Genomic DNA, 23963 nt, shown 5'->3' on the forward strand with positions numbered 1-23963 from the left:
GGTGCTCAGAACCTCTCCGGGTACACGAGGGCGAGGACGAGGTACCCCAGCAGGGCGACGGCGACCAGCAGACCGACGATGTTCTCGACGCTCACAGCTTGGTCACCCCCTTGGCGGCGAGGGCCACCAGCGCGAAGACCGCGACCGTGGTGACGACGAAGGCCAGATCGGCCATCGTGAGCTCCTGAATGACGTGGTGAATGGGGGTCGGCCCATGGGCCGAAGATCAGCAAACCGCGAGTTCAGCGGCGTATGGCGGCTGTTGACGGGCTCCATACGACGGCGGCCGGACTCTTGACGCGGTCCATACGGCGGCGGCGGTGCGCGGGGGCGGAGGCGGGCACGGGAGCCGGCGAGTCGAGGGCCCCGGCAGGCGCCTAGCCGCCGATGTCCCGGTTGCGGAAGTCGGCCAGGGTCTCGCGCCGGACCAGGAGGCGGGCCGTGCCGTCGTGGACGGCGACCAGCGGCGGGCGGCCGACCATGTTGTAGCCCGAGGCCATCGAGAGGTGGTAGGCGCCCGCCACCGGCACGGCGAGCAGGTCCCCGGGACGCAGGTCCCCTGGCAGCTCCACGCCGTCGGCCACGATGTCGCCCGCCTCGCAGTGCCGCCCGACGACGGTGCTCGTGCGCGGGGCGGCGGTGCTCCTGCGGCCGACGAGACGGGGCGCGTACCGGACCCCGTACAGGGCGGGCCGGGGGTTGTCGCTCATGCCGCCGTCCACCGCCACGAACACGCGCCCGCCGGTGTGTTTGACGCAGAGCACCCGGTACAGCGCCACCCCGGCCGGTCCCGCGACGGCCCGGCCGGGCTCGACGGCCAGCCGGGGCGGGGGGAGCTTCGCGGCGGCGCAGCTCGCGGCGAGTTCGGCGCGCAGGGCACGGGCGAGCGCGGCGGGATCGAGGGCGGGTTCGCCGGGCCGGTAGGCGACGCCGTGACCGCCGCCCATGTCCAGCTCGGACAGGACCACGCCATGGGTGTCGCGGACCCGCGCCATCAGACCCACCATGCGGCGGACGGCGGCGGTGTACGGCTTGACGTCGGTGATCTGGGAGCCGATGTGGCAGTGCAGACCGGTCAGTTCCAGCTGCGGCTGACCCAGGACGCGGGCGATGGCGTGCTGCGCCGAGCCGTCCGTGAGGGCCAGGCCGAACTTCTGCCCCTCGGTGCCGGTACGGATCTTCTCGTGGCCGCCCGCCATGATGCCGGGCACCACCCGCACCATCACCTTCTGCGCCCCGCGGGTGCCCACGGCCGCGGCGAGCCGGGCGATCTCGGACGGGCTGTCGATGACGACGCGGCCCACGCCGAGCCGCAGCGCGGCCCCGATGTCCTGCGGGGACTTCGCGTTGCCGTGCAGGGTGACGCGATCGGCGGGGAAGCCCGCGGTGACGGCGAGTTCGAGCTCGCCGGCGGAGCAGGCGTCGAGGCCGAGGCCCTCCTCGCGGACCCAGCGGACCATGGCCCGGGACAGGAACGCCTTGGCGGCGTACAGCACATCGGCGTCGGGGAACGCGGCGCGGTACGCCCGGCAGCGGGCCCGCACCTCGCCCTCGTCCAGGACGTACACGGGGGTGCCGAAGCGGTCCGCGATCTCGGTGAGCGGCACTCCGCCGACGGCGAGCCCGCCGTGCGGCAGGCCGGCCGTGGAGGCCGGCCAGACGGAGAGGCCCTCGGCGTCCGGTGCGACCTCGGACAGGGCGGTGATGGTCATGGAGTCCCCTGGGGCTCGGGCGGTGCGCGCGGAACCGGCACGGTCCGCGCGCACCGCGGACTTGGCGGACGCCCCGGGGCGCGGGGAGGCGGACCGGGGGCGCCCGCTGCGCAGCCAACCCCGCGCCGAGCCCCGCGTGCGGGCCCCTGACACCGCCTTGACGCCCGGCGGCCCCTTTCGTACGCATCGCTGACGCGGGCCGGGCCGGACCGGCAGCAGCGCGGCGGCCCGAACCCGTCCGCCAGGGTCCGTACGGCCCGCGGGCCAGTAGACTCCGGAGCGGATCCGGCCCAGGGCACACCCACCGGAGGCGTCGGATGGCGGACGATCTCGACCCGGGCTACTTCGGCCCCCGATCGGTCACCTGGCAGGTGCACAGTGACCCCATGATGTGGATCGCGGGCATCCGGGCGCTGTACCTCCAGGCGCTCCACCCCCGCGCGGTCCGCGGAGTCATGCAGAACTCCGACTTCCGCAAGGACGCCTGGGGCCGCCTCATGCGGACCGCCGACTTCGTCGGGACGCTCACCTACGGCACCAAGGACGCGGCCGAGCAGGCCGGTGCCCGCGTCCGCCGCATCCACGCCCTGCTCAAGGCCGACGACCCGCGCACCGGGGAGCGGTTCGGGATCGACGACCCCGAGCTGCTTTTGTGGGTGCACTGCGCGGAGATCGACAGCTACCTCACCGTGACGCGGCGCTCCGGGCTGTGGATGAGCGACGCCCAGGCCGACCGTTACGTCGCCGAACACCGCGTCGACGCCCGCCTGGTGGGCCTGGACGAGGACGCGGTGCCGGGGTCCGTCGCCGAACTCGCCGGCTACTTCGACGCGGTACGCCCCGCACTGGCCGTCACCGAGGACGCGCGGGCCGTCGACGACTTCCTGCGGCGCCCGCCCACACCCGCCCTCCTGGTCCCGGCCCGCGCCCTGGTGTGGCGGCGCGTGGCCCGCCTCGCCTACGCCTCGCTGCCTCCGTACGCCCATGAGCTGTACGGCCGCCCCGCCCCCGCGGCGCAGCGCGTGGACCGCCGCCTGACCCGTACGGGAACGGCGCTGCGCCGCATCCCCGCCCAGGTCCGGTGGCAGCTTCCGCCGCGGCACATCCTGCGGGCCGTCGCCCGGCTCGGCCCCGAAACCCGACCGGCGCCGCACACACTCCGCGAGCGGGCGGCCATACTTGGGGGGCCGCACAGGAGACACGGGCAGTAACGGGGGCGACGGCACCACATGGCGGACACCAGGCTGATCCACGGCCGTTACCGGCTGCTCGACCTGATCGGGCGCGGCGGCATGGGCGAGGTGTGGCGCGCCCGGGACGAATCGCTGGGCCGGCAGGTGGCGGTCAAGCTCCTCAAACCACCGGCGCCCGACCACGAGGAGTCGGTCACCCGCGTGCTGCGCGAACGTTTCCGGCGCGAGGCCCGGGTCGCGGCCGCGCTCCAGCACCGCGGGGTCACCGTCGTGCACGACTTCGGGGAGCACGAGGGCGGGCTCCACCTCGTCATGGAGCTCCTCGAAGGCCGCGACCTCAGCCAGATCCTGGACGAGAACGACCGGCGGCCGCTGCCGGTGGCCGACGTCATGGACATCGCCGAGCAGGTCGCCGCCGCACTCGCCTACACCCACCGCCAGGGCATCGTCCACCGCGACCTGAAGCCCGCGAACATCATGCGGCTCGACGACGGCACCGTGAAGATCTGCGACTTCGGCATCGCCCGGCTCGACGCCGACAACGGCCTCGCCAACCGCCTCACCGGCACCGGCATCGCCATGGGCACCCCGCACTACATGGCGCCGGAACAGATCGGCGCCGCCGACGTCGACCACCGCAGCGACCTCTACTCGCTGGGCTGCGTGCTGTACGAGATCTCGACCGGGGCGCCGCCCTTCGGCCACCAGGACACCTGGGCCGTCCTGGTGAGCCACCGCGACACCCCGCCCCGGCCGCTGCGCGAGCACCGCGCGGAGCTCCCCGGCTTCTTCGAGCTGGCCGTGCTCGACCTGCTCGCCAAGGAACCGGGCCAACGCCCGGACGACGCAGCGGAGTTCGGGCGCCGGCTCGCCGAGGGCCGGGCCTCGTACGGCCGGCTCGGCGAGCCCGTCCCGCTGTCCCTGCGGCGTCCGCCCGCCCTTCCGCCCTGGACCCACGGCATCACCACCGGCCGCAAGGCGACACGCGCCGCCGAAGGCGCCGCGCCTCCCGACCCCACCGTCGGCCTCACCGGCCCGTGGACGATGGCCACGACGGCCGCGGACCGCGCCACCCCGCGGTGAACCCCGCTCCGGCACGACCTGTCGCCGGCCGCGGTCGCGAGGGCGCCGGAAGCGGGCGGTCCGCCCGGCCGGGACGGGTTCCGTGCGGGATCATCCCGTGTTACCAAGGGACATGACCGCACGCACCGCGTTCACCCGTGACCTGTACGACGCCGTCATCGTCGGAGGAGGCCACAACGGCCTGGTCGCCGCCGCCTACCTGGCGCGGGCCGGCCGCTCCGTCCTGGTCCTCGAACGGCTCGGGCACACCGGTGGCGCGGCCGTCTCCACCCGCCCCTTCGACGGCCTCGACGCCCGGCTCTCGCGCTACTCCTACCTGGTCTCGCTGCTGCCCCGGAAGATCGTCGACGATCTGGGGCTCGCCTTCGCGGTCCGCACCCGCACCATCTCCTCGTACACCCCCACCCGGCGCGACGGGCGCCCCGGCGGCCTCCTGGTCGGCGGCGGCGACGACCGCACCGCCGCCTCGTTCCGCCGACTCACCGGATCCGACCGGGAGTTCACCGCCTGGCGGGAGTTCTACGACACGACGCGCCGGGTCGCCGAGCGGGTCTTCCCCACCCTGACCGAGCCCCTGCCCGCCGCGGGCGCGCTGCGCGAGCGGATCGGGGACGAGGCGGCCTGGCGGATGCTCTTCGAGGAGCCGATCGGCGTCGCCGTGGAGGACCGCTTCGCCGACGACCTCGTACGGGGTGTCGTCCTCACCGACGCCCTCATCGGCACCTTCGCCGACGCCCACGACCCCTCGCTCGCCCAGAACCGCTGCTTCCTCTACCACGTGATCGGCCGGGGAACCGGCGACTGGGACGTGCCCGTCGGCGGCATGGGCGCCCTCACCGACGCGCTCGCCGACGCCGCCCGCGCGGCCGGCGCGGAGATCGTCACCGGCCACGAGGCGACCGCGGTGCGCGCCGACGGTGCCGAGGCCGAGGTCGACTACACCACCGGTGAGGGGTCCGGCACGGTCGCCGCCCGGCACGTCCTGGTCAACGCCTCCCCGCAGGCCCTCGCGGAGCTCCTCGGCGACCCGGCGCCGGAGCCCGCGGAGGGTGCCCAGTTGAAGGTCAACATGCTGCTCACGCGGCTGCCGCGACTGCGGGACACCGCCGTCGACCCCCGGGAGGCGTTCGCCGGAACCTTCCACATCGCGGAGGGGTACGACGCGCTGGCGACCGCGTACTCCGAGGCGGCGGGCGGAACGTTGCCCACCGCGCCGCCCTCCGAGATCTACTGCCACTCGCTGACCGACCCCTCGATCCTCGGATCCGGCCTCGCGGAGCGCGGCTACCAGACGCTCACCCTGTTCGGGCTGCACACCCCGGCCCGGCTGTTCGCCGACGACAACGACAAGGCGCGCGAGCTCCTCCTCGCCGCGACGCTCGCCCAACTGGAGGCCCACCTGGACGAGCCGCTCGCCGACTGTCTCGCGACGGACGCGCAGGGCCGCCCTTGCATCGAGGCGAAGACGCCGCTCGACCTGGAGCGCGATCTGCGGCTGCCCGGCGGCAACATCTTCCACCGCGCCCTCGCCTTCCCCTACGACGACGGATCGACCGGCCGCTGGGGCGTCGAGACGAGCCGAGCCAACGTGCTGCTGTGCGGGGCGGGCGCGGTGCGGGGCGGCGGCGTGAGCGGCATCCCGGGCCACAACGCGGCGATGGCGGTCCTCGGCCGCTGACACCGGGCCGAGGTGGCCTCCCCTTCGCACCCCGGCGGGCCGACCCACCCAGGGGCGCGGGGACGCAGCCGAGGCGGCCGGGCTGGGGTGGCCTCCCCTTCGCACCCCGGGCAGGGCCGGCCCACCTGGGGGCGCGGGGAACTGCGCGACCAGCCACGCACGGCCCGCAGCTGGGGCCCCTGGGGCTCCGCCCCAGACCCCGTTCGCGCCTGAAGGGCGCTCGTCCTCAATCGCCGGACGGGCTGGGGTGGCCTCGACTGCGTACCCCGCGCATGGCCGACCCACCCAGGGGCGCGGGGAACTGCGCGCTCAGCCACGCACGGTCCGCGGCCGAGGTCCCTGGGGCTCCGCCCCGGACCCCGTTCGCGCCTGGAGGGCGCTCGTCCTCAAACGCCGGCCGGGCTGGGGTGGCCCCGGTCGGTCGTCCGGGGACAGCCGAGACGCTGGGCCGAGGTACCCGCGCTCAGACGGCGTACGTCAGTCGGCCGACCGCACCCACCCCGCGGACACGACCTGCCCCGCATCCCCCGGCCGGGACTCGTCGAACACCGCGCGTTCGCCGTCGACGATCCGCAGGCCGCCCGTGTAGACGCCGCGCCCCACGTACAGGGGTCCCGTCGTGTACCGCCAGCGCAGCCGCACCGGCCGGCCGCGCCACGGGGCGAGGTCCGCCGTCGTCCGGTGCCAGACCCGCCCGGACCATCCCGTCACCGACCCCGCCGGATGCTCCACGGTTTCCTCGCCCGCCCGTACCGTCGTGAAGGGGACGGGCCGCCAGCCGGCCCCCGCGTCCGCCGATGCCTCCAGGGCGAGGACGCCCACGCCCGGCTCGGTGTCCCACCACAGGGCGCACTCCAGACGGGCCCGGCCGTCGGTGACGGACAGCTCGGGCAGGGTGAGGGTGGCGCTCGTCGCGCGCGCCATGCCCCCGAACCAGGACGTGCCGCCGTGTGCGGGGCGCACCGCGACCGCCCGCGCCAGGGCGTTGCCCGCCGCCACCCGGGGCGCGGACCCGGAGCGCCAATCGCGCACCGGGTGAACGGAGTTGGCGAGGACGACGAGAAACGTGTCGGTGCTCGGGTCGAGCACGAGGCTGGTGCCGGTGAACCCGGTGTGCCCCGCGCTGCGCGGAGTGGCCATCGCGCCCATGTACCAGTGCTGGTAGAGCTCGAAGCCGAGCCCGTGCTCGTGGCCGGGGAAGGCGGCGTTGAAGTCGGTGAACAGGAGGTCAACGGAGGCGGGGGAGAGGATCCGGGCCCGGCCGTAGGCGCCGCCGTTCAGCAGCGTACGGGCGAGGACCGCGAGGTCCCAGGCGCAGGAGAAGACGCCGGCGTGGCCGGCCGCCCCGCCGAGGCAGTACGCGTTCTCGTCGTGGACCTCGCCCCACACGAGCCCCCGGTCGAGCCCCGACCACGGCCTGCGGGCGTCCTCGGTGGCGGCGATCCCGGGTTTCCACGACGCGGGCGGGTTGTAGCGTGTGCGGTGCATCCCGAGCGGAGCGGTGATCTCGTCGTGGAGCAGCGCGTCGAGCGGGCGCCCGGTGATCCTCTCCAGGACCAGCTGGAGCGAGATCAGATTGAGGTCGGAGTAGAGGTAGGCGCTGCCGGGCGGGGCCGTCGGCGCCTCGTTCAGGACGAGCTTCAGCCTCTCCTCGCGGGTGGGCGCTGCGTACAGCGGGATCCAGGACGGGAACCCCGAGGTGTGGGTGAGCAGATGGCGCACCGTGACGCCCTGTTTGCCGGCCGCCGCGAACTCGGGCAGGTAGGAGGCGACCGTCCCGTCGAGGCGCAGGGCGCCGCGCTCGATCTGCTGGACGGCGAGGAGCGAGGTGAACAGCTTTGACAGCGAAGCGAGGTCGTACACCGTGTCCGGGGCCGCCTCGATCCGTGCCCCGGGCGGGAACTCCACCGCCGTGCCGCTCTTCTCGTCGTACGCCGCATAGCGCACCGCGCTGCCGATCGCCTCGTGCAGCGCCACCGTGGCGCCGCGCCCCGCGAGCAGCACGGCACCCGCGTACCAGGGGTGGTCGGGGGAGGGCCCGAGGAAGGCCCGCGCCTCGTCGACCAGGCGGTCCAGATGCTCGGGCAGCAGCCCGGCCCGCTCGGCACTTCCGCGCCGCAGGGTCCGCCCGCGCCCGGCGGCCTGCGCGCCGCCCGGCCTCGCGCCCATCACCAGTGCACCTCCGAGCCCCACGGCCGCGCCCGCCAGCCGCCGCCTGCTGAAGCCCCGTACGTCCTCGGTCATCGGCGGTCGGCCCTTCCCGGCGCGCTGGAAACGTCCTTCGTGATCACATCGAACCACGGAACGCCGCGACGGCCGCCGCGCGGCGGGTCGGCGGGCCCGCAACAAAACTGACGCAGCATCAGAAAATCTCTTCCTTCGTCGCCCCCGCTGCGGCATCCTGCGCCCCATGCAGACGGAGCTGAGCAAGAAACTGGGGATCGAGCACGCCGTCTTCGGCTTCACGCCGTTCCCGGCGGTGGCCGCGGCCATCACCCGGGCCGGCGGCTTCGGCGTGCTCGGCGCGGTCCGCTACACCGCGCCCGACGACCTGGCGCGCGACCTCGACTGGATGCAGGAACACACCGACGGGCTGCCCTACGGCCTCGACGTGGTGATGCCGGCCAAGAAGGTCGAGGGGGTCGGCGAGGCCGAGGTCGAGGCGATGATCCCCGAAGGGCACCGGCAGTTCGTCCGGGAGACCCTCGCCAAGCACGGGGTGCCCGAACTCGCCGAGGGCGACGTCTCCGGATGGCGCATCACCGGCTGGATGGAGCAGGTCGCCCGCGACCAGCTCGACGTGGCCTTCGACTATCCGATCAAGCTCCTTGCCAACGCGCTCGGTTCGCCGCCCGCCGACGTCGTCCGGCGTGCCCACGACCGGGGCGTGCTCGTGGCCGCGCTCGCGGGCAGCGCCCGGCACGCCCGCCACCACGCGGACGCAGGCATCGACGTCGTCGTCGCCCAGGGCTACGAGGCCGGCGGCCACACCGGGGAGATCGCCACCATGGTGCTCGTCCCCGAAGTCGTCGACGCCGTCGGCCCGCTGCCGGTCCTCGCCGCGGGCGGCATCGGCAGCGGCGAGCAGATCGCCGCCGGACTCGCGCTCGGCGCCCAGGGCGTCTGGCTCGGCTCGCTCTGGCTCACCACCACCGAGGCCGACCTCCACTCCCGCGCCCTGACCCGCAAGCTCCTCGAAGCCGGCTCCGGCGACACCGTGCGCTCGCGCGCGCTGACCGGCAAGCCCGCGCGCCAGCTGCGCACCGGGTGGACCGACGCCTGGGACGACCCGGCCGGGCCCGGCGCCCTGCCCATGCCGCTCCAGGGCCTGCTGGTCGCCGAGGCCGTGTCGCGCATCCAGAAGTACGAGGTCGAGCCGCTGCTCGGCACCCCCGTCGGCCAGATCGTCGGGAGGATGACCGCCGAACGCAGCGTCCAGGACACCTTCGACGAGCTGACGCGCGGCTTCGAGCGCGCCGTCGACCGCATCAACCGCATCGCAGGGAGGGACGCCCGATGAACCAGCCCCCCAACGGCTTCTGGGCCCAGGCCGAAGCCGATCCCGACCGCCCCGTCCTCATCGCCCCGGACGGCGAGGAGTGGAGCGCGGGGCGGCTGCACGCCGCCGTCAACCGGCTCGTGCACGGCCTGCGCGCCGCCGGCCTCGAACGCGGCGACGCCTTCGCCGTCGTGCTGCCCAACGGGGTCGAGTTCTTCACGGCCTACCTCGCCGCGTCGCAGGCAGGGTTCTATCTGGTGCCGGTCAACCACCATCTCGTCGGGCCCGAGATCGCCTGGATCGTCGCCGACTCCGGCGCCAAGGTCCTCATCACCCACGAGCGCTTCGCCGAGGCCGCGACCGCCGCGGCCGACGAGGCGAAGCTGCCCGTCTCGCACCGCTACGCCGTCGGTACCGTGCCCGGCTTCTCGCCGTACGCCCAACTCCTCGACGGACAGCCCGAGTCGGCGCCCGAGGACCGCACGCTCGGCTGGGTCATGAACTACACCTCCGGCACCACCGGACGCCCGCGCGGCATCCGGCGCCCGCTGCCCGGCAAGCTCCCCGAGGAGACCTACCTCGGCGGTTTCCTCGCCATCTTCGGCATCAAGCCGTTCGACGACAACGTCCACCTGGTGTGCTCACCGCTCTACCACACGGCGGTCCTCCAGTTCGCCGGTGCCTCGCTGCACATCGGGCACCGCGTCGTCCTCATGGACAAGTGGACGCCCGAGGAGATGCTGCGCCGCATCGACCAACAGGCCTGCACCCACACCCACATGGTGCCGACCCAGTTCCACCGGCTGCTCTCGCTGCCCGACGAGGTGAAGGCGCGGTACGACGTCTCCTCCATGCGGCACGCCATCCACGGCGCCGCGCCCTGCCCCGACCACGTCAAACGCGCCATGATCGACTGGTGGGGGAGGTGTGTCGAGGAGTACTACGCGGCCAGCGAGGGCGGCGGGGCGTTCGCCACCGCCGAGGACTGGCTCAAAAAGCCCGGCACCGTCGGAAAGGCCTGGCCCATCAGCGAGTTGGCGGTCTTCGACGACGACGCCGAACGGCTGCCCGCCGGTGAACTCGGCACCGTCTACATGAAGATGTCGACCGGCGGCTTCAGCTACCACAAGGACGAGACCAAGACGCGCACGAACCGCATCGGCGACTTCTTCACCGTCGGCGACCTCGGCTACCTCGACGAGGACGGCTACCTCTTCCTGCGCGACCGCAAGATCGACATGATCATCTCGGGTGGTGTCAACATCTACCCGGCCGAGGTGGAGGCGGAGCTCCTGGCCCATCCGTCCGTCGCCGACGCCGCCGTCTTCGGCATTCCCCACCCCGACTGGGGCGAGGAGGTCAAGGCCGTCGTCGAGGTGGCCGACGGCTTCGCGGCCAACGACGCGCTCGCCGCCGAGCTGCTCGCCCACTGCGCGGGCCGGCTCGCCGCCTACAAGCGGCCCAAGTCGGTCGGCTTCATCGAGACGATGCCCCGCGACCCCAACGGCAAGCTCTACAAGCGGCGGCTGCGCGCCCCGTACTGGGAGGGCCACGAACGGGCGATGTGACGCCGCGGGCACCTCCCGGGCCGTACTGGCGCCCCGAGCCGCCGTCGAGTTGAATGACGCGGCAGCCACCGGGCCACGAGCCGGCGGCGACCACGGGAGGTGTTGGGAGCCATGACGGAGCACGCCGAGGAGTTCGAGGCCCACCGTCCGGTGCTGACCGGGCTCGCCTACCGGCTGCTCGGTTCCCTGTGGGACGCCGAGGACGTCGTCCAGGACGCCTATCTGCGGTGGAGCCGGGTCGACCGCTCCGAGATCCGCGACGCCCGCGGCTTCCTCATCACCGTCACGTCCCGGCTCGCCATCGACCAGCTGCGCTCGGCGCGGGTGACCCGCGAGGCCTACGTCGGGCCGTGGCTGCCCGAACCCGTCGCCACCGACGCGCTCGGCCCGCTCGACACCGCCGAACTGCGCGACACCGTCTCCTACGCCACGGTCCACCTCATGGAGCGCCTCACCCCGCCGGAGCGCGCCGTGTTCGTGCTGCGCGAGGCGTTCCAGCTCCCGTACGAGGAGATCGCCTCCATCGTCGAGGCGAGCGTCGCCAACTGCCGCCAGATGTACAGCAGGGCGGGGCGCCACCTCGCCGCGGGCCGCGACCGCTTCCCGCTCTCCGACGACGAACACGCCAAGCTGCTCACCCGCTTCCTCGAAGCCGCCCGGGGCGGCGACCTCGCCGCGCTCACCGAGCTGCTCGCCGAGGACGTCGTCGCGTGGAGCGACGGCGGCGGCAAGGTCACCGCCGCGCGCCGCCCGGTCACCGGCCGCACCAAGGTGCTGGCCCTCATCACCGGACTCCTCGACCGGTACGAGATCGAGGCCTTCGACGTCCTCGACGTCAACGGTGCCCCCGCCCTCGCCGTCACCGCCGACGGGCAGCGCCAGGTCGCCCTGCTCGGCCTCCGCGACGGCCGGATCGAGGCCGTCTACACCATGCGCAACCCCGACAAGCTCAGCCGCCTCTTCGCGGGGTCCTGACGCCCGCACCGGCCGCGCGCGCACCGCGCGCACCTTGACCCCGGGCACCGGGCCGCCCAGGATCCAGCCATGGACGAGGTACGCAGCAGCACCGTCGACGGCATCGTGCGCCGCAGCGCCCGCCGCACCCCCGAGCGCACCGCACTGCGGTACGCGGACCGCACCTGGAGCTACGCCGAACTGGACGCGGCCGTCTCCGCCGCGGCCGCCTTCCTCACCGCCCGGGGGCTCGCCAAGGGCGACCGGGTCGCCGCCTACGGACACAACTCCGACGCCTACCTCATCGCCTTCCTCGGCTGCGCCCGAGCCGGGCTCATTCATGTCCCGGTCAACCAGCACCTCACCGGCGGCGATCTGACGTACATCCTGGAGCAGTCAGGCGCCGCCCTCGTCCTCGCCGACCCCGCCCTCGCGGACCGCGTGCCCGCGGGAGTGCCCGTGGTCCCGCTGCGCGACGGGGCGGGCTCACTGCTCGCGGCGGCAACCGAGCCGGTCGCGTACGCAGGCGAGGGCGAGGCCGGCGACGTCGTCCAGCTGCTCTACACCTCCGGCACCACCGCGCAGCCCAAGGGCGCGATGATGACGCACCGCGCCCTCGTCCACGCGTACGTCTCGGCCATCACGGCGCTCGACCTGCGCGCCGGTGACCGGCCCGTGCACGCGCTGCCGCTCTACCACTCGGCGCAGACCCACGTCTTCCTGCTGCCCTACCTCGCGCTGGGCGCCGACAACACCCTCCTCGACGCGCCGGACGCGGGCCGGATCCTCGACCTGGTGGAGGCGGGCCGCGCCGACTCGTTCTTCGCGCCGCCCACCGTGTGGATCGCCATCGCCGCGCACCCCGGCTTCGCCGAACGGGACCTCGGCGGACTGCGCAAGGCGTACTACGGGGCCTCGGTCATGCCTGTCCCGGTCCTGGAGCGGCTGCGCGCACGGCTGCCGCACCTGGCCTTCTACAACTGCTTCGGGCAGAGCGAGATCGGGCCGCTCGCCACGGTGCTCGGGCCCGACGAGCACGAGGGGCGCCTCGACTCGTGCGGGCGCCCCGTGCTGTTCGTCGAGGCGAGGGTCGTCGACGAGAGCGGCGAGGAGGTGCCCGACGGCACGGCGGGTGAAGTGGTCTACCGCTCACCGCAGTTGTGCGAGGGGTACTGGGACAAGCCGACCGAGACCGATGAGGCCTTCCGCGACGGCTGGTTCCACTCCGGCGACCTCGCGGTGCGCGACCGCGAGGGCTACTTCACCGTCGTAGACCGGGTGAAGGACGTGATCAACTCCGGGGGCGTGCTCATCGCCTCGCGCCAGGTGGAGGACGCGCTCTACACCCATCCTGCGGTCGCCGAGGCCGCCGTCGTGGGGCTGCCCGACGAGCGCTGGATCGAGGCGGTCACCGCGTTCGTGGTCCGCTCCGGCGAGGTGACGCAGGATCAGCTCATCGCGCACGCCCGCGCCTCGCTCGCCGCGTTCAAGGCCCCCAAGCGGGTGGTGTTCGTGGACGAGCTGCCGCGCAACGCCAGCGGGAAGATCCTCAAGCGGGAGCTGCGCGACCGGTTCGCCTGAACACCCCTGCGCAGAGGGGAGGGCGGACCTGCCGTGCGGGCTCAGTCCTTCTGCTCGCGCAGGTCCACGATGCGCTTGAACTTGCCCACCGAGCGCTCGATGGTCTCGGGATCGACGACCTCCACGTCGACGGAGACACCGATCCCGTCCTTGACCGCCGTCACGATCGAGCGGGCGGCGGCGTCGCGCTGCTCGCGCGCCATGTCCGCGCGGGCCTCCACCCGGACCGTCAGCGCGTCGAGCCGGCCCTGGCGGGTCAGCCGCAGCTGGAAGTGCGGGGCGAGGCCCGGCGTGCGCAGCACGATCTCCTCGATCTGGGTGGGGAAGAGGTTGACGCCGCGCAGGATGACCAGGTCGTCGCTGCGCCCGGTCACCTTCTCCATGCGCCTGAAGACGCGGGCGGTGCCGGGCAGCAGCCGCGTCAGATCCCTGGTCCGGTAGCGGATCACCGGCATCGCCTCCTTGGTGAGGGAGGTGAAGACGAGCTCGCCGCGCTCCCCGTCCGGCAGGACCTCGCCGGTGACCGGGTCCACGACCTCCGGATAGAAGTGGTCCTCCCAGATGTGCAGGCCGTCCTTGGTCTCCACGCACTCCTGCGCCACGCCCGGACCCATGACCTCGGAGAGGCCGTAGATGTCGACCGCGTCGATGGCGAACCGCTCCTCGATCTCGCGGCGCATCTCCTGCGTCCACGGCTCGGCGCCGAAGATGCCCACCTTGAGCGAGGTGGTCCGCGGGTCGACGCCCTGGCGCTCGAACTCGTCGAGCAGGGTCAGCATGTAGGACGGGGTGACCATGATGATCTCGGGGCGGAAGTCCTGGATCAGCTGGACCTGACGTGCCGTCATGCCGCCGGACGCGGGGATCACCGTGCAGCCGAGCCGTTCGGCGCCGTAGTGCGCGCCGAGGCCGCCGGTGAACAGGCCGTATCCGTACGCCACATGGACCTTGTGGCCGGGCCTGCCGCCCGCCGCGCGAATGGAGCGGGCCACGACGTCGGCCCAGGTGTCCAGGTCGCGCTGGGTGTAGCCGACGACGGTGGGCCGGCCCGTGGTGCCGCTGGAGGCGTGGATCCTGCGGATGTCGCTCTCGGGGACCGCGAACATCCCGAACGGGTAGTGGTCGCGCAGATCGGATTTGGCGGTGAACGGGAAGCGGGCGAGATCGGCGAGCGAGGCACAGTCCTCGGGCCGCAGGCCCGCGTCGTCGAAGGCCTTCCGGTAGAACCCCACATTGTCGTAGGCATGGCGCAGGCAGGCGCGCAAGCGGTCGAGCTGCAGGGCTTCGAGCTCCGGTCGGCTCAGCCGCTCCGCCTCGTCCAGCAGGGGTGCCATGGGTGCGCTCCCGTCCTCGCCCCGCCCCGCGGGGGCGACGAATTCGGACGACCGATCATTCGGTCGTTCTGTGTCGGATCAGTAATTCAGTCGCCCGTGGGGCGCGTCAAGGCCTGTGGACAACGGGACGGCGCGGTCCCGTGCGGCGGTCGCGCCGACGGCCGGAACCGTTGCCCTCCCGGCGGGCCGGGTGTGAAGATCATCCGTATGCCCACCTTCACCAGCCACGACGGCACCCGCCTCGCCTACCGGGTGACCGGCCGCGGGGAGCCGCTCATCTGCCTCCCGGGCGGCCCGGGACGCGCCGCCACCTACCTGGGTGACCTGGGCGGCCTGGCGGAGCACCGGCGGCTGGTGCTGCTCGATCCGCGCGGCACGGGGGAGTCGGCGGTGCCGGCCGATCCGGCCTCGTACCGCTGCGACCGGCAGGTGGCCGACGTGGAGGCGCTGCGCGCCCACCTCGGCCTCGACCGCGTCGACCTGCTCGGCCACTCCGCGGGCGGGAACCTGGCCCTGCTGTACGCGGGGCGCCATCCGGACCGGGTCGGCTCGCTCGCCCTGATCACCCCCGGCACCCGTGCCGTGGACATCGACGCGGGCGAGGCCGAATGGCGCGCCGCCGTCGCGCTGCGCGCGGGCGAGCCCTGGTACGAGGCGGGCCGCGCGGCCTTCGAGGAGGTCTGGGCCGGGCGCCCGGTGAGCGAGGCGGGGGACGCCGTGAAGCCCTTCGCCTACGGGCGGTGGGACGCGGCGGCGCGGCGGCACGACGCCGCCGCCGGGTCCGAGACCAACCCCGATGTGGCGCCCGCCTACTACGCGGAGGGCGCCTTCGACCCGCCCGTGACCCGGGCCGCGCTCGCCCGACTCGACGCGCCCGTCCTGGTCCTCGCCGCCGAGTACGACCCGGGGCCGACGCCCGGCCGCGCGGCGGAGCTCGCCGCGCTGATGCCGCGCGCCGAACTCGCCGTCCAGTGGGGCGCGGGGCACTACCCGTGGCTCGACGACGCCGAGGGCTTCGTCCGCACCGTCGCCGCCTTCCTCGATCCGGCGGTCGCCACCGTCCGGCACACCGTCGGCGCCGGCGACGGCCGCGGCGTGCGGCTCGCCTACCGCGTCCGGGGCGAGCGGTCCGCCCCGCCCGTGATCCTCGTCCACGGCCGGGGCGGCGACAGCCGCGACTGGGACGAGATCGCCGGCCACCTCGCGGCCACCCGCCGGGTGTACGCCCTCGACCTGCGCGGCCACGGGCTGAGCGACTGGCCGGGCCGCTACTCCTTCGAGGCGTTCCGCGACGACCTGATCGGCTTCATCACCGGGCTGGGCCTCACCGGAGCCGATGTGGTGGGCCACTCCATGGGCGGCGCCGCGGCCGCGCTGCTCGCGCAGGAGGCGCCCGGCCTCATCGGCCGGCTCGTCCTGGAGGACGTCCCGCCGCTGCTGCCACTCGATCCGCCGCGCGGCCCCGTCGAACGACCGAAGGGCCCGCTCGGCTTCGACTGGCCCGTCATCGCGGACATCAACGCCCAGCTCAACACCCCCGACCCGGCCTGGCACCGCCGCTTCGCCACCCTCACCACCGCGACCCTCGTCCTCGCGGGCGGCCCCAGGAGCCACGTGGACCAGAAGGCCCTGGCCGCCCTGGCCGGCCGCATCCCCCGGGTCCGCCTGGCCACCTTCACCACGGGCCACCTGATCCACGAGACGGACCCGGCGGGCTTCCTGGCCGCCCTCAGGGAGTTCGGCATCGGGTGACGGCCCTCAGCCGGCGTCCGCCTCCCTCGCCACCGTCCGTGCCCAGCGGTAGTCCGCCTTGCCGCTGGGGGAGCGCTGGATGCCGGGGGCTATCACCAGCTGGCGCGGGACCTTGTAGCCGGCGATCTTCGTACGGCAGTGGGTCTGGATCTCGTCGAGGGTGGGTTCCGGCGCGCCCTCGCGGAGCTGGACCACCGCCGCCACATGGCTGCCCCACCGTGCGTCGGGCACCCCGGCCACGAGCGCGTCGTACACGTCGGGATGCGACTTGAGGGCCTGCTCGACCTCCTCCGGGTAGACCTTCTCGCCACCGGTGTTGATGCACTGCGAGCCGCGTCCCAGGACCGTGACGATGCCGTGCTCGTCGACGGTGGCCATGTCACCGAGGAGCACCCACCGCTCCTGGCCCTTCTGGAAGAACGTCTCCGCGGTCTTCGCCGGGTCGTTGTAGTAGCCCAGCGGTACGTGTCCGCGCTGCGCCAGCCGCCCCGGCACGCCGACCGGCACCGGCTCGTGGGTGGCCGGATCGACCACCTGCGTACGCTCGTTGACCTCCAGGCGGAAGCCCTTCTCCGGACCCGAGTCGTCCGTGGCCTTGCCGTTGGACCCCGACTCGGACGAGCCGAAGTTGTTCAGGAGCAGCACGTTCGGCACCAGCGCCTGGAACTGGGCGCGTACCGTCTCCGACATGATCGCCCCGGAGGAGGAGACGCTGAACAGGGAGGACAGGTCGGTGCCCTTGAGCGGCCCGTGCAGCGCGTCGATGAGCGGCCTCAGCATGGCGTCGCCCACCAGGGACACACTGGACACCCGCTCCTTCTCTATGGTGCGCAGCACCTCCTCCGGCGCGTATTTGCGGTGGATGACCACACGCTGCCCGTAGTTGAAGGCGATGAACGAGGTCAGCGTCGAGGTGCCGTGCATCAGCGGAGGCGCCGGGAAGAAGGTGAGTCCCGCGCCGCCCTTGGCGACCCGCTCGGCCAGCTCCTGTGGCCGCTTCACCGGCTCGCCCGCCGGCTCTCCGCCGAACAGCCCGGCGAAGAACAGGTCCTCCTGACGCCACATCACCCCCTTCGGCATGCCCGTGGTGCCGCCGGTGTAGATGATGAACAGGTCGTCCGCGGAGCGCGGCGCGAACCCCCGCTCCGGGGAACCCGCCGCCTCGGCCTCGGCGAACGGCGTCACGTCGAGCGGCGGCGCGCCGTCCGGCACCTGGCCCACCCGGACCAGGTGGCGCAGCTTGTCGGCCCGGGGCAGGGCGCCCGCCACCCGCTCGGTGAACTCCGCCTCGAAGACGAGCCCGGCCAGATCGGCGTCCCGGTAGAGGTAGACCAACTCCTCTTCCACGTACCGGTAGTTGACGTTGACCGGGACCAGGCGCGCCTTGAGCGCGGCGAGCACCGTCTGGAGGTATTCGACGCCGTTGTAGAGGTGCAGCCCCAGGTGCTCTCCGGGTTTCAGTCCGGCGTCGATCAGATGGTGCGCCAGCCGGTTGGCGGCCTCGTCGAGGCCGCGGTAGGTCAGACGGCGCTCCGCGCCCGTCCCGGGATGGTCGACGTACACGAGCGCTTCGCGGTCCGGGACCACGTCGACGACGGACTCGAACAGGTCGGCAAGGTTGTACTCCACCATTCCTCCTGACACCGGCCCCGACTGACTCGGGGGTCATCAGAGCAAAGCCGTGCACAACTGGGAAGGGGTGCCGCAGAAGAAAACTGACTGTCTGTCAGAAAACTATTGAACTGCCGCCGCCACTACTGCAACCTGTTCTAGGTCTTGAGACGGGAGGACGGCAATGGGCGGTACGGAACACCTCGACGTACGGCGCGAAGGCGCCACGCTGGTGCTCACCCTGAACCGGCCGGAGGCGAAGAACGCGCTTTCGCTGCCGCTGCTGGTGGGGCTGTACGACGGCTGGCTGGAGGCCGACGCGGACGACTCGATCCGCTCGGTCGTCCTCACCGGAGCCGGTGGCGACTTCTGCGCGGGCATGGACCTCAAGGCCCTCGCGGGCCGGGGCATGGCCGGCGAGGAGTACCGGGACCGGCTCAAGGCCGACCCCGAACTGCACTGGAAGGCGATGCTGCGCAACCACCGGCCCCGTAAACCCGTGATCGCGGCGGTCGAGGGGTACTGCGTGGCCGGCGGCACCGAGATCCTCCAGGGCACCGACATCCGCGTGGCGGGGGAGGGCGCCACGTTCGGCCTCTTCGAGGTGAAGCGCGGGCTCTTCCCCATCGGGGGCTCCACGGTGCGCCTCCAGCACCAGATTCCGCGGACGCACGCCCTGGAGATGCTGCTCACCGGGCGGCCGTACAGCGCACGGGAAGCGGCGGGCATCGGGTTGATCGGGAGCGTCGTGCCGGACGGGACCGCGCTCGACCGGGCCCTGGAGATCGCCGAGCGGGTCAACGCGTGCGGGCCGCTGGCGGTCGAGGCGGTGAAGGCGTGCGTGTACGACACGGCGTCCATGAGCGAGGCGGAGGGGCTCGCGGCGGAACTGGAACGGGGGTGGCCGGTCTTCGCCACGGCGGACGCGAAGGAGGGGGCGCTGGCCTTCACGGAGAAGCGGACGCCGGTCTACCGGCGGGCCTGAGGCCGCCCGCCCCGCCCCTGGCCGCGGCCCTCCGGGTCCGGGGGCGGGGGCGGTCGGTGGAACGCGGGGCGCGCCCCGGACCCCCTTCGCGCCGTGACGGCGCTCGTCCCCACACGCCGGACGGGCCGTAGGTGGCCCGAGACCCAAGGAGTTGGCCCCATGACAGGATCCGCCTCGCCCGACGTGCTGCGCGCGCCGCTCGTCGTCGAGTTCCCCTTCACCCGGTCCCTCGGGCCGGTCCAGAGCGCCTTCCTCACCGGGCTGCGTGAGCGCCACGTGCTGGGGGTGCGGACCGGGGCCGGCGAGGTGCTCGTGCCGCCCGTCGAGTACGACCCCGTCACCGCGGAGGAGATTCGCGAACTCGTCGAGGTCGCCCCCACCGGCACCGTCACCACCTGGGCCTGGAACCCCGCCCCGCGCCGCGACCAGCCGCTCGACCGCCCCTTCGCCTGGGTGCTGGTACGGCTCGACGGCGCCGACACCTCCCTCCTGCACGCCCTGGACGCGCCGGGCCCCGACGCCGTCCGCAGCGGGATGCGCGTACGGATCCGGTGGGCCGCGGACCGTACCGGCGCCATCACCGACATCGCCTGCTTCGAACCCGGTGAGGCCGAGGAGGGAGACCGGCAGGGCCCGCACAGCGGCGAGTTCGGCGAACGCGTCACCGGCATCGTCGCGCCCGCCCGGCTCGACTACACCTACAGCCCCGGCCGCGCCCAGTCCGCCTACATCGGCGGCCTCTCCGCCCGCAAGACCGTGGGCGAACGCTGCCCCAGGTGCCAGAAGGTGTACGTGCCGCCCAGGGGTGCCTGTCCCACCTGTGGTGTCGCCACACAGGAACGGGTGGAGGTCGGCCCCGCCGGCACCGTGACCACGTTCTGCATCGTCAACATCAAGGCGAAGAACCTGGACATCGAGGTGCCGTACGTCTACGCGCACATCGCCCTCGACGGCGCCGGCCTCGCCCTGCACGGCCGGATCGGCGGCATCCCCTACGACCAGGTGCGGATGGGGCTGCGGGTCGAACCCGTCTGGAGCGAGGGCGGCCGCTACCCCGACCACTACCGGCCCACCGGCGAACCCGACGCCGACTACGACACGTACAAGGAGCTGATCTGATGGCGCCCACCCCTCCCGCCCGGGACGTGGCGATCGTGGCGTTCGCGCAGAGCGACCACCGGCGCCGCACCGACGAACTCTCCGAGGTCGAACTCCTGATGCCGGTGCTGCACCAGGTCCTCGACGCCACCGGCCTGAAGACCAGCGACATCGGCTTCACCTGCTCCGGATCGAGCGACTACCTGGCCGGCCGCGCCTTCTCCTTCACCATGGCGCTCGACGGCGTGGGCGCCTGGCCGCCGATCGCCGAGTCCCACGTGGAGATGGACGGCGCCTGGGCGCTCTACGAGGCCTGGGTCAAGATCCTCACCGGCGAGGCCGACACCGCGCTCGTCTACGGGTACGGCAAGTCCTCGCCGGGCGAGCTCCGCGATGTCCTGACCCGGCAGCTCGACCCCTACTACGTGGCGCCGCTGTGGCCCGACTCCGTAGCGCTCGCCGCCCTCCAGGCGCAGTCCCTCATCGACGCCGGCGTCACCGACGAACCGGCGCTCGCCGCCATCGCCACCCGCAGCCGGGACGCCGCGACGGCCAACTCCCATGCCCAGGTGGCTGGTTCACGCCCCCAGGGGGAGTACCTGGTCCGGCCGCTGCGGACCGGGGACTGCCCGCCCGTCGGCGACGGCGCGGCCGCCGTCATCCTCGCCGCGGGCGACCGGGCCCGCGAACTGTGCGAGCGGCCCGCCTGGATCCGCGGCATGGACCACCGCATCGAGGCGCACTCCCTCGGCGTCCGCGACCTCACCGACTCGCCGTCCGCGCGGCTCGCCGCCGAACGGGCCGGAGCCTTCCAACGGCCCGTCGACACCGCCGAGTTGCACGCCCCCTTCACCTCGCAGGAGGTGGTCCTGCGCAAGGCCCTGAAGCTCGGCGACGACGTCACCGTCAACCCGTCGGGCGGCGCGCTCGCCGCCAACCCGGTCATGGCCGCCGGGCTCATCCGGCTCGGCGAGGCCGCCGCCCGCATCCACCGCGGGGAGTCCGACCGGGCCCTCGCGCACGCCACGTCCGGCCCCTGCCTTCAGCAGAACCTGGTCGCCGTCCTGGAGGGGGAGTCATGAGCAAGGAACCCGTGGCCGTCGTCGGCGTCGGCCAGACCAAGCACGTGGCCGCCCGGCACGACGTCTCCATCGCGGGACTGGTCCGCGAGGCCGCCCGACGGGCCCTCGACGACGCCGAGTTGACCTGGTCCGACATCGACGCCGTCGTCATCGGCAAGGCGCCCGACTTCTTCGAGGGCGTCATGATGCCGGAGCTGTACCTCGCCGACGCGCTCGGCGCGGTCGGCAAGCCCATGCTGCGGGTGCACACCGCAGGATCGGTCGGCGGCTCCACCGCGCTCGTCGCCTCCAACCTGGTCGCCGCCCGCGTCCACACCACCGTGCTCACCCTCGCCTTCGAGAAGCAGTCCGAGTCCAACGCCATGTGGGGCCTCTCCCTGCCCATCCCGTTCACGCAGCCGCTCCTGGCCGGCGCCGGAGGGTTCTTCGCACCGCACGTACGGGCCTACATGCGGCGCACCGGCGCCCCCGACACGGTGGGCTCGCTCGTCGCGTACAAGGACCGCCGCAACGCTTTGAAGAACCCCTACGCGCACCTCCACGAGCACGACATCACCCTGGAGAAGGTCCAGGCCTCACCGATGCTGTGGGACCCGATCCGCTACTCCGAGACGTGCCCCTCCTCCGACGGCGCCTGCGCGATGATCCTCACCGACCGGGCGGGCGCGGCCCGCGCGCCGCGCCCCGCCGCCTGGGTGCACGGCGGCGCCATGCGCAGCGAGCCGACCCTGTTCGCAGGCAAGGACTTCGTCTCGCCCCAGGCGGGCAAGGACTGCGCGGCCGACGTGTACCGGCAGGCCGGCATCGCCGACCCCCGGCGCGAGATCGACGCGGTCGAGATGTACGTCCCGTTCTCCTGGTACGAACCCATGTGGCTGGAGAACCTCGGCTTCGCCGCCGAGGGCGCGGGCTGGAAACTCACCGAGTCCGGTGTGACGGAACTCGACGGAGACCTGCCGGTGAACCCGTCGGGCGGCGTCCTGTCCACCAACCCCATCGGCGCGTCCGGCATGATCCGGTTCGCGGAGGCCGCCCTGCAGGTGCGCGGCGAGGCGGGTGAACACCAGGTGGAGGGGGCCCGCAGGGCGCTCGGCCACGCCTATGGCGGCGGCGCCCAGTTCTTCGCCATGTGGCTGGTCGGCGCCGAACCCCCCACCCGCTGACGGCGGTCCACGGCGGACGGGTCCCGGCAGTCCCACCGCGGCCTGTCCGTCACAGCGGACGATCGCTAGGGTGGCCCCGGACGAGAAGAACCGGGGAGGAGCACGGACGTGGCCGACACCACCACCCAGCACACCTTGCGGAACCCTGCGGGGCACACCCCTTCCGGCTGGGACAAGCCGGAGCTCGATTTCAGCGGGGCCGAGTGGCAGTCGAGCAGCCGGGGGGCGGGGGACGTCCAGATCGCCTTCGTCGAGGGCTTCATCGCCCTGCGCAACAGCGGCAGTCCCGGCAGCCCGCCCCTGGTGTTCAGCCCCGGGGAGTGGCGGGCCTTCGTGATCAACGCGCGGGACGGCGAGTTCGACCTCACCTGACCCCGCCGGCCCCGGGCCGGAGCCGGGACGGCGGCCTCGACGGGCCCTGTGTACGAGCCCGTCGAGGCCGCCGTCCCTGTCCGCGAACCCCGCTCAGCCCTCGGCGGCCTGCTCGGGGAAGAGCTGGGCCCAGGGCCGCTGGCGGCCTTCGCTGACGGCGGCGATGCCGGCCTCGCCGTACCGTGCGGTCTCCCGGGACCAGGCCAGATTGCCGCTCATCAGGGCGCGCATGCCGTCGACGTAATCGTCCACCTGCCACCGCAGCTCCTTGGCGAGCCCGGTCGCGTCCAGGCTCGCGCCCAGCTCGACGGTCAGCTCCTGGAAGCGGGCGACCCGCGCGTTGGCCAGGGCCGCCACCCGCCGCAACGCCTGCTCGACGGTGCACATCTCCTGCCGCAGCAGAATGATCACGCTGTTGTTGACGTCGCCGGCCGCCAGCTCCTTGTCCACCGACACCATGTCGTTGACGAAGATCACCACATCGGCCGTGATCTCCCGCATCTCGGCCAGCGGCTCGCCCTCGTGCAACTCCTTGGGAAGGGTGTAGCCGCCGCAGCGCTCCACCAGGTCGAGACAGGGCTGCACGCCTATGGAGTCACGCCGGCCGCGCAGGAAGCCGGGGAGCGACAGGGTGCCGCTGCGGGTCCGGTTGAGGGCCTCCCAGTGATACGCCGTCAGATACGCGCGCCAGTGGGCGCGGAAGCGGTCCTGCCACAGCAACGGCGTGTCCGCGGTCACCCGCTGCCACAGATCACGGAAACTTTCGGCCAGCCGGTTGGTCACCTCACCGGGCACCGGCGGCGCGTCGCCCATGGTGCGCAGCACCGTGTCGACCTGCCGCAGCACCCCGTCGGGACTCTTCCCGAGCGGGCCGTCGAACTGGTCGTCGAAGACGAAGAACCAGGCGTTGAGATCGGTCGCCAGAGCAAGATGCGCGTCCGACGCGTCCGGATAGAAGTACGCCATCAGCCGTTCCAGGCCCATCGCGTCGTACTCGGCCGTCGCCTGCTCACCGGCGAGCATGCCGAACCGGTGGAGCCAGTCCAGTGTGTGCCGCCCCGCGCGTTCGTGCCGGGGATGCCGGCGCGCGGGGAAGGGAAGGTCGATGAGCCCGGTCCGCGTCCGGGCCGACCGGACCCTGCCAGTGCTGCCCATACGGCACCGCCTCCTTAGTACTCCATACGTCTTTCAATCATCAACGGGCCGGGCGCCGGGGTGAAGTCGTACGACGCCGGAGCCTTACAGCGCACCGGGGGCGTACGTGCGGGTCATGGCGCCCCTCCCCGGTGATCCGACTC

General features: G+C 73.2%; 18 protein-coding genes and 1 pseudogene. 13 read left to right on the forward strand and 6 right to left on the reverse strand.

Going from position 1 to position 23963, the window contains the following annotated elements:
- Positions 1–5: 5 nt before the first annotated feature.
- Positions 6–95 carry a K(+)-transporting ATPase subunit F gene (kdpF, locus tag OOJ98_RS11915; RefSeq protein ID WP_267054610.1) on the reverse strand — a complete coding sequence of 30 codons (90 nt, stop codon included), beginning with the start codon at positions 93–95 and terminating at the stop codon, positions 6–8.
- 282 nt (positions 96–377) lie between these two features.
- Positions 378–1712 (reverse strand): diaminopimelate decarboxylase, encoded by a 1335-nt coding sequence (gene lysA / locus OOJ98_RS11920; RefSeq protein WP_267054611.1) that lies wholly within the window; start codon positions 1710–1712, stop codon positions 378–380.
- 317 nt (positions 1713–2029) lie between these two features.
- Here lysA and OOJ98_RS11925 point away from each other — a divergent pair, with 317 nt between their 5' ends.
- From OOJ98_RS11925 to OOJ98_RS11935, 3 genes and pseudogenes are all read left to right on the forward strand, one after another.
- Entirely contained in the window at positions 2030–2923 is an 894-nt protein-coding gene (locus OOJ98_RS11925; protein ID WP_267054612.1) for an oxygenase MpaB family protein, read from the forward strand.
- Positions 2924–2941: 18 nt separating this feature from the next.
- A pseudogene (locus OOJ98_RS11930) lies at positions 2942–3949 on the forward strand (serine/threonine-protein kinase); the annotation flags it as partial.
- A gap of 151 nt (positions 3950–4100) precedes the next feature.
- Positions 4101–5666, forward strand: a complete 1566-nt coding sequence (locus OOJ98_RS11935) for an NAD(P)/FAD-dependent oxidoreductase (RefSeq protein ID WP_267054613.1) — start codon at positions 4101–4103, stop codon at positions 5664–5666.
- Between the two features lie 477 nt (positions 5667–6143).
- Here OOJ98_RS11935 and OOJ98_RS11940 read toward each other — a convergent pair whose 3' ends face one another.
- On the reverse strand, positions 6144–7910 hold the full coding sequence (locus tag OOJ98_RS11940; protein WP_267054614.1) for a serine hydrolase: 1767 nt from the start codon (positions 7908–7910) through the stop codon (positions 6144–6146).
- 166 nt (positions 7911–8076) lie between these two features.
- Between OOJ98_RS11940 and OOJ98_RS11945 the strand changes: the two genes are divergently transcribed.
- From OOJ98_RS11945 to OOJ98_RS11960, 4 genes are all read left to right on the forward strand, one after another.
- Complete coding sequence (locus OOJ98_RS11945) at positions 8077–9186, forward strand: nitronate monooxygenase (RefSeq protein ID WP_267054615.1); 1110 nt, start codon at positions 8077–8079, stop codon at positions 9184–9186.
- Positions 9183–10733, forward strand: coding sequence for an acyl-CoA synthetase (locus OOJ98_RS11950; RefSeq protein ID WP_267054616.1), 1551 nt, complete (start codon positions 9183–9185; stop codon positions 10731–10733). The genes OOJ98_RS11945 and OOJ98_RS11950 overlap by 4 nt, the downstream gene beginning before the upstream one ends.
- Positions 10734–10844: 111 nt before the next feature.
- Positions 10845–11708, forward strand: coding sequence for an RNA polymerase sigma-70 factor (locus OOJ98_RS11955; protein ID WP_267054617.1), 864 nt, complete (start codon positions 10845–10847; stop codon positions 11706–11708).
- Between the two features lie 69 nt (positions 11709–11777).
- Entirely contained in the window at positions 11778–13268 is a 1491-nt protein-coding gene (locus OOJ98_RS11960; protein WP_267054618.1) for a fatty acyl-CoA synthetase, read from the forward strand.
- Between the two features lie 41 nt (positions 13269–13309).
- On the opposite strand, the gene paaK is transcribed toward OOJ98_RS11960, so the two are convergent.
- Positions 13310–14602, reverse strand: a complete 1293-nt coding sequence (paaK, locus tag OOJ98_RS11965; protein WP_267054619.1) for a phenylacetate--CoA ligase PaaK — start codon at positions 14600–14602, stop codon at positions 13310–13312.
- A gap of 207 nt (positions 14603–14809) precedes the next feature.
- Here paaK and OOJ98_RS11970 point away from each other — a divergent pair, with 207 nt between their 5' ends.
- Positions 14810–16354, forward strand: a complete 1545-nt coding sequence (locus OOJ98_RS11970) for an alpha/beta fold hydrolase (protein WP_267054620.1) — start codon at positions 14810–14812, stop codon at positions 16352–16354.
- Between the two features lie 6 nt (positions 16355–16360).
- Here OOJ98_RS11970 and OOJ98_RS11975 read toward each other — a convergent pair whose 3' ends face one another.
- On the reverse strand, positions 16361–17983 hold the full coding sequence (locus OOJ98_RS11975) for an acyl-CoA synthetase (RefSeq protein ID WP_267054621.1): 1623 nt from the start codon (positions 17981–17983) through the stop codon (positions 16361–16363).
- 166 nt (positions 17984–18149) lie between these two features.
- Here OOJ98_RS11975 and OOJ98_RS11980 point away from each other — a divergent pair, with 166 nt between their 5' ends.
- The 5 genes from OOJ98_RS11980 (at position 18150) to OOJ98_RS12000 (ending at position 22665) form a co-directional block, all read left to right on the forward strand.
- Positions 18150–18950: a crotonase/enoyl-CoA hydratase family protein gene (locus OOJ98_RS11980; protein ID WP_267054622.1), complete on the forward strand. Its 801-nt coding sequence runs from the start codon at positions 18150–18152 to the stop codon at positions 18948–18950.
- Between the two features lie 159 nt (positions 18951–19109).
- Entirely contained in the window at positions 19110–20069 is a 960-nt protein-coding gene (locus tag OOJ98_RS11985) for a Zn-ribbon domain-containing OB-fold protein (RefSeq protein WP_267054623.1), read from the forward strand.
- Entirely contained in the window at positions 20069–21130 is a 1062-nt protein-coding gene (locus OOJ98_RS11990; protein ID WP_267054624.1) for a thiolase domain-containing protein, read from the forward strand. Before OOJ98_RS11985 ends, OOJ98_RS11990 begins: the two co-directional genes overlap by 1 nt.
- Positions 21127–22293, forward strand: a complete 1167-nt coding sequence (locus OOJ98_RS11995) for a thiolase domain-containing protein (RefSeq protein ID WP_267054625.1) — start codon at positions 21127–21129, stop codon at positions 22291–22293. The genes OOJ98_RS11990 and OOJ98_RS11995 overlap by 4 nt, the downstream gene beginning before the upstream one ends.
- A 135-nt stretch (positions 22294–22428) precedes the next feature.
- Positions 22429–22665 (forward strand): DUF397 domain-containing protein, encoded by a 237-nt coding sequence (locus OOJ98_RS12000; RefSeq protein ID WP_267055612.1) that lies wholly within the window; start codon positions 22429–22431, stop codon positions 22663–22665.
- 93 nt (positions 22666–22758) lie between these two features.
- On the opposite strand, the gene OOJ98_RS12005 is transcribed toward OOJ98_RS12000, so the two are convergent.
- The gene (locus tag OOJ98_RS12005) at positions 22759–23820 is read right to left on the reverse strand and encodes an isoafricanol synthase (protein ID WP_267054626.1); all 1062 of its coding nucleotides are present in this window, start codon (positions 23818–23820) and stop codon (positions 22759–22761) included.
- Positions 23821–23963 lie beyond the last annotated feature (143 nt).

The organism is Streptomyces sp. NBC_00083, from assembly GCF_026343295.1.
GTDB lineage: Bacteria > Actinomycetota > Actinomycetes > Streptomycetales > Streptomycetaceae > Streptomyces.

Bases quoted from the DNA above. Each gene is read 5' to 3' on its own strand.
- OOJ98_RS12005 (WP_267054626.1), bottom strand. From the start codon at position 23,820: ATGGGCAGCACTGGCAGGGTCCGGTCGGCCCGGACGCGGACCGGGCTC.
- paaK (WP_267054619.1), bottom strand. From the start codon at position 14,602: ATGGCACCCCTGCTGGACGAGGCGGAGCGGCTGAGCCGACCGGAGCTC.
- OOJ98_RS11935 (WP_267054613.1), top strand. From the start codon at position 4,101: ATGACCGCACGCACCGCGTTCACCCGTGACCTGTACGACGCCGTCATC.
- OOJ98_RS11995 (WP_267054625.1), top strand. From the start codon at position 21,127: ATGAGCAAGGAACCCGTGGCCGTCGTCGGCGTCGGCCAGACCAAGCAC.
- OOJ98_RS11985 (WP_267054623.1), top strand. From the start codon at position 19,110: ATGACAGGATCCGCCTCGCCCGACGTGCTGCGCGCGCCGCTCGTCGTC.
- OOJ98_RS11960 (WP_267054618.1), top strand. From the start codon at position 11,778: ATGGACGAGGTACGCAGCAGCACCGTCGACGGCATCGTGCGCCGCAGC.
- OOJ98_RS11970 (WP_267054620.1), top strand. From the start codon at position 14,810: ATGCCCACCTTCACCAGCCACGACGGCACCCGCCTCGCCTACCGGGTG.
- OOJ98_RS11955 (WP_267054617.1), top strand. From the start codon at position 10,845: ATGACGGAGCACGCCGAGGAGTTCGAGGCCCACCGTCCGGTGCTGACC.
- OOJ98_RS11980 (WP_267054622.1), top strand. From the start codon at position 18,150: ATGGGCGGTACGGAACACCTCGACGTACGGCGCGAAGGCGCCACGCTG.
- OOJ98_RS11925 (WP_267054612.1), top strand. From the start codon at position 2,030: ATGGCGGACGATCTCGACCCGGGCTACTTCGGCCCCCGATCGGTCACC.
- lysA (WP_267054611.1), bottom strand. From the start codon at position 1,712: ATGACCATCACCGCCCTGTCCGAGGTCGCACCGGACGCCGAGGGCCTC.
- OOJ98_RS11945 (WP_267054615.1), top strand. From the start codon at position 8,077: ATGCAGACGGAGCTGAGCAAGAAACTGGGGATCGAGCACGCCGTCTTC.
- OOJ98_RS11940 (WP_267054614.1), bottom strand. From the start codon at position 7,910: ATGACCGAGGACGTACGGGGCTTCAGCAGGCGGCGGCTGGCGGGCGCG.
- OOJ98_RS11990 (WP_267054624.1), top strand. From the start codon at position 20,069: ATGGCGCCCACCCCTCCCGCCCGGGACGTGGCGATCGTGGCGTTCGCG.
- OOJ98_RS11950 (WP_267054616.1), top strand. From the start codon at position 9,183: ATGAACCAGCCCCCCAACGGCTTCTGGGCCCAGGCCGAAGCCGATCCC.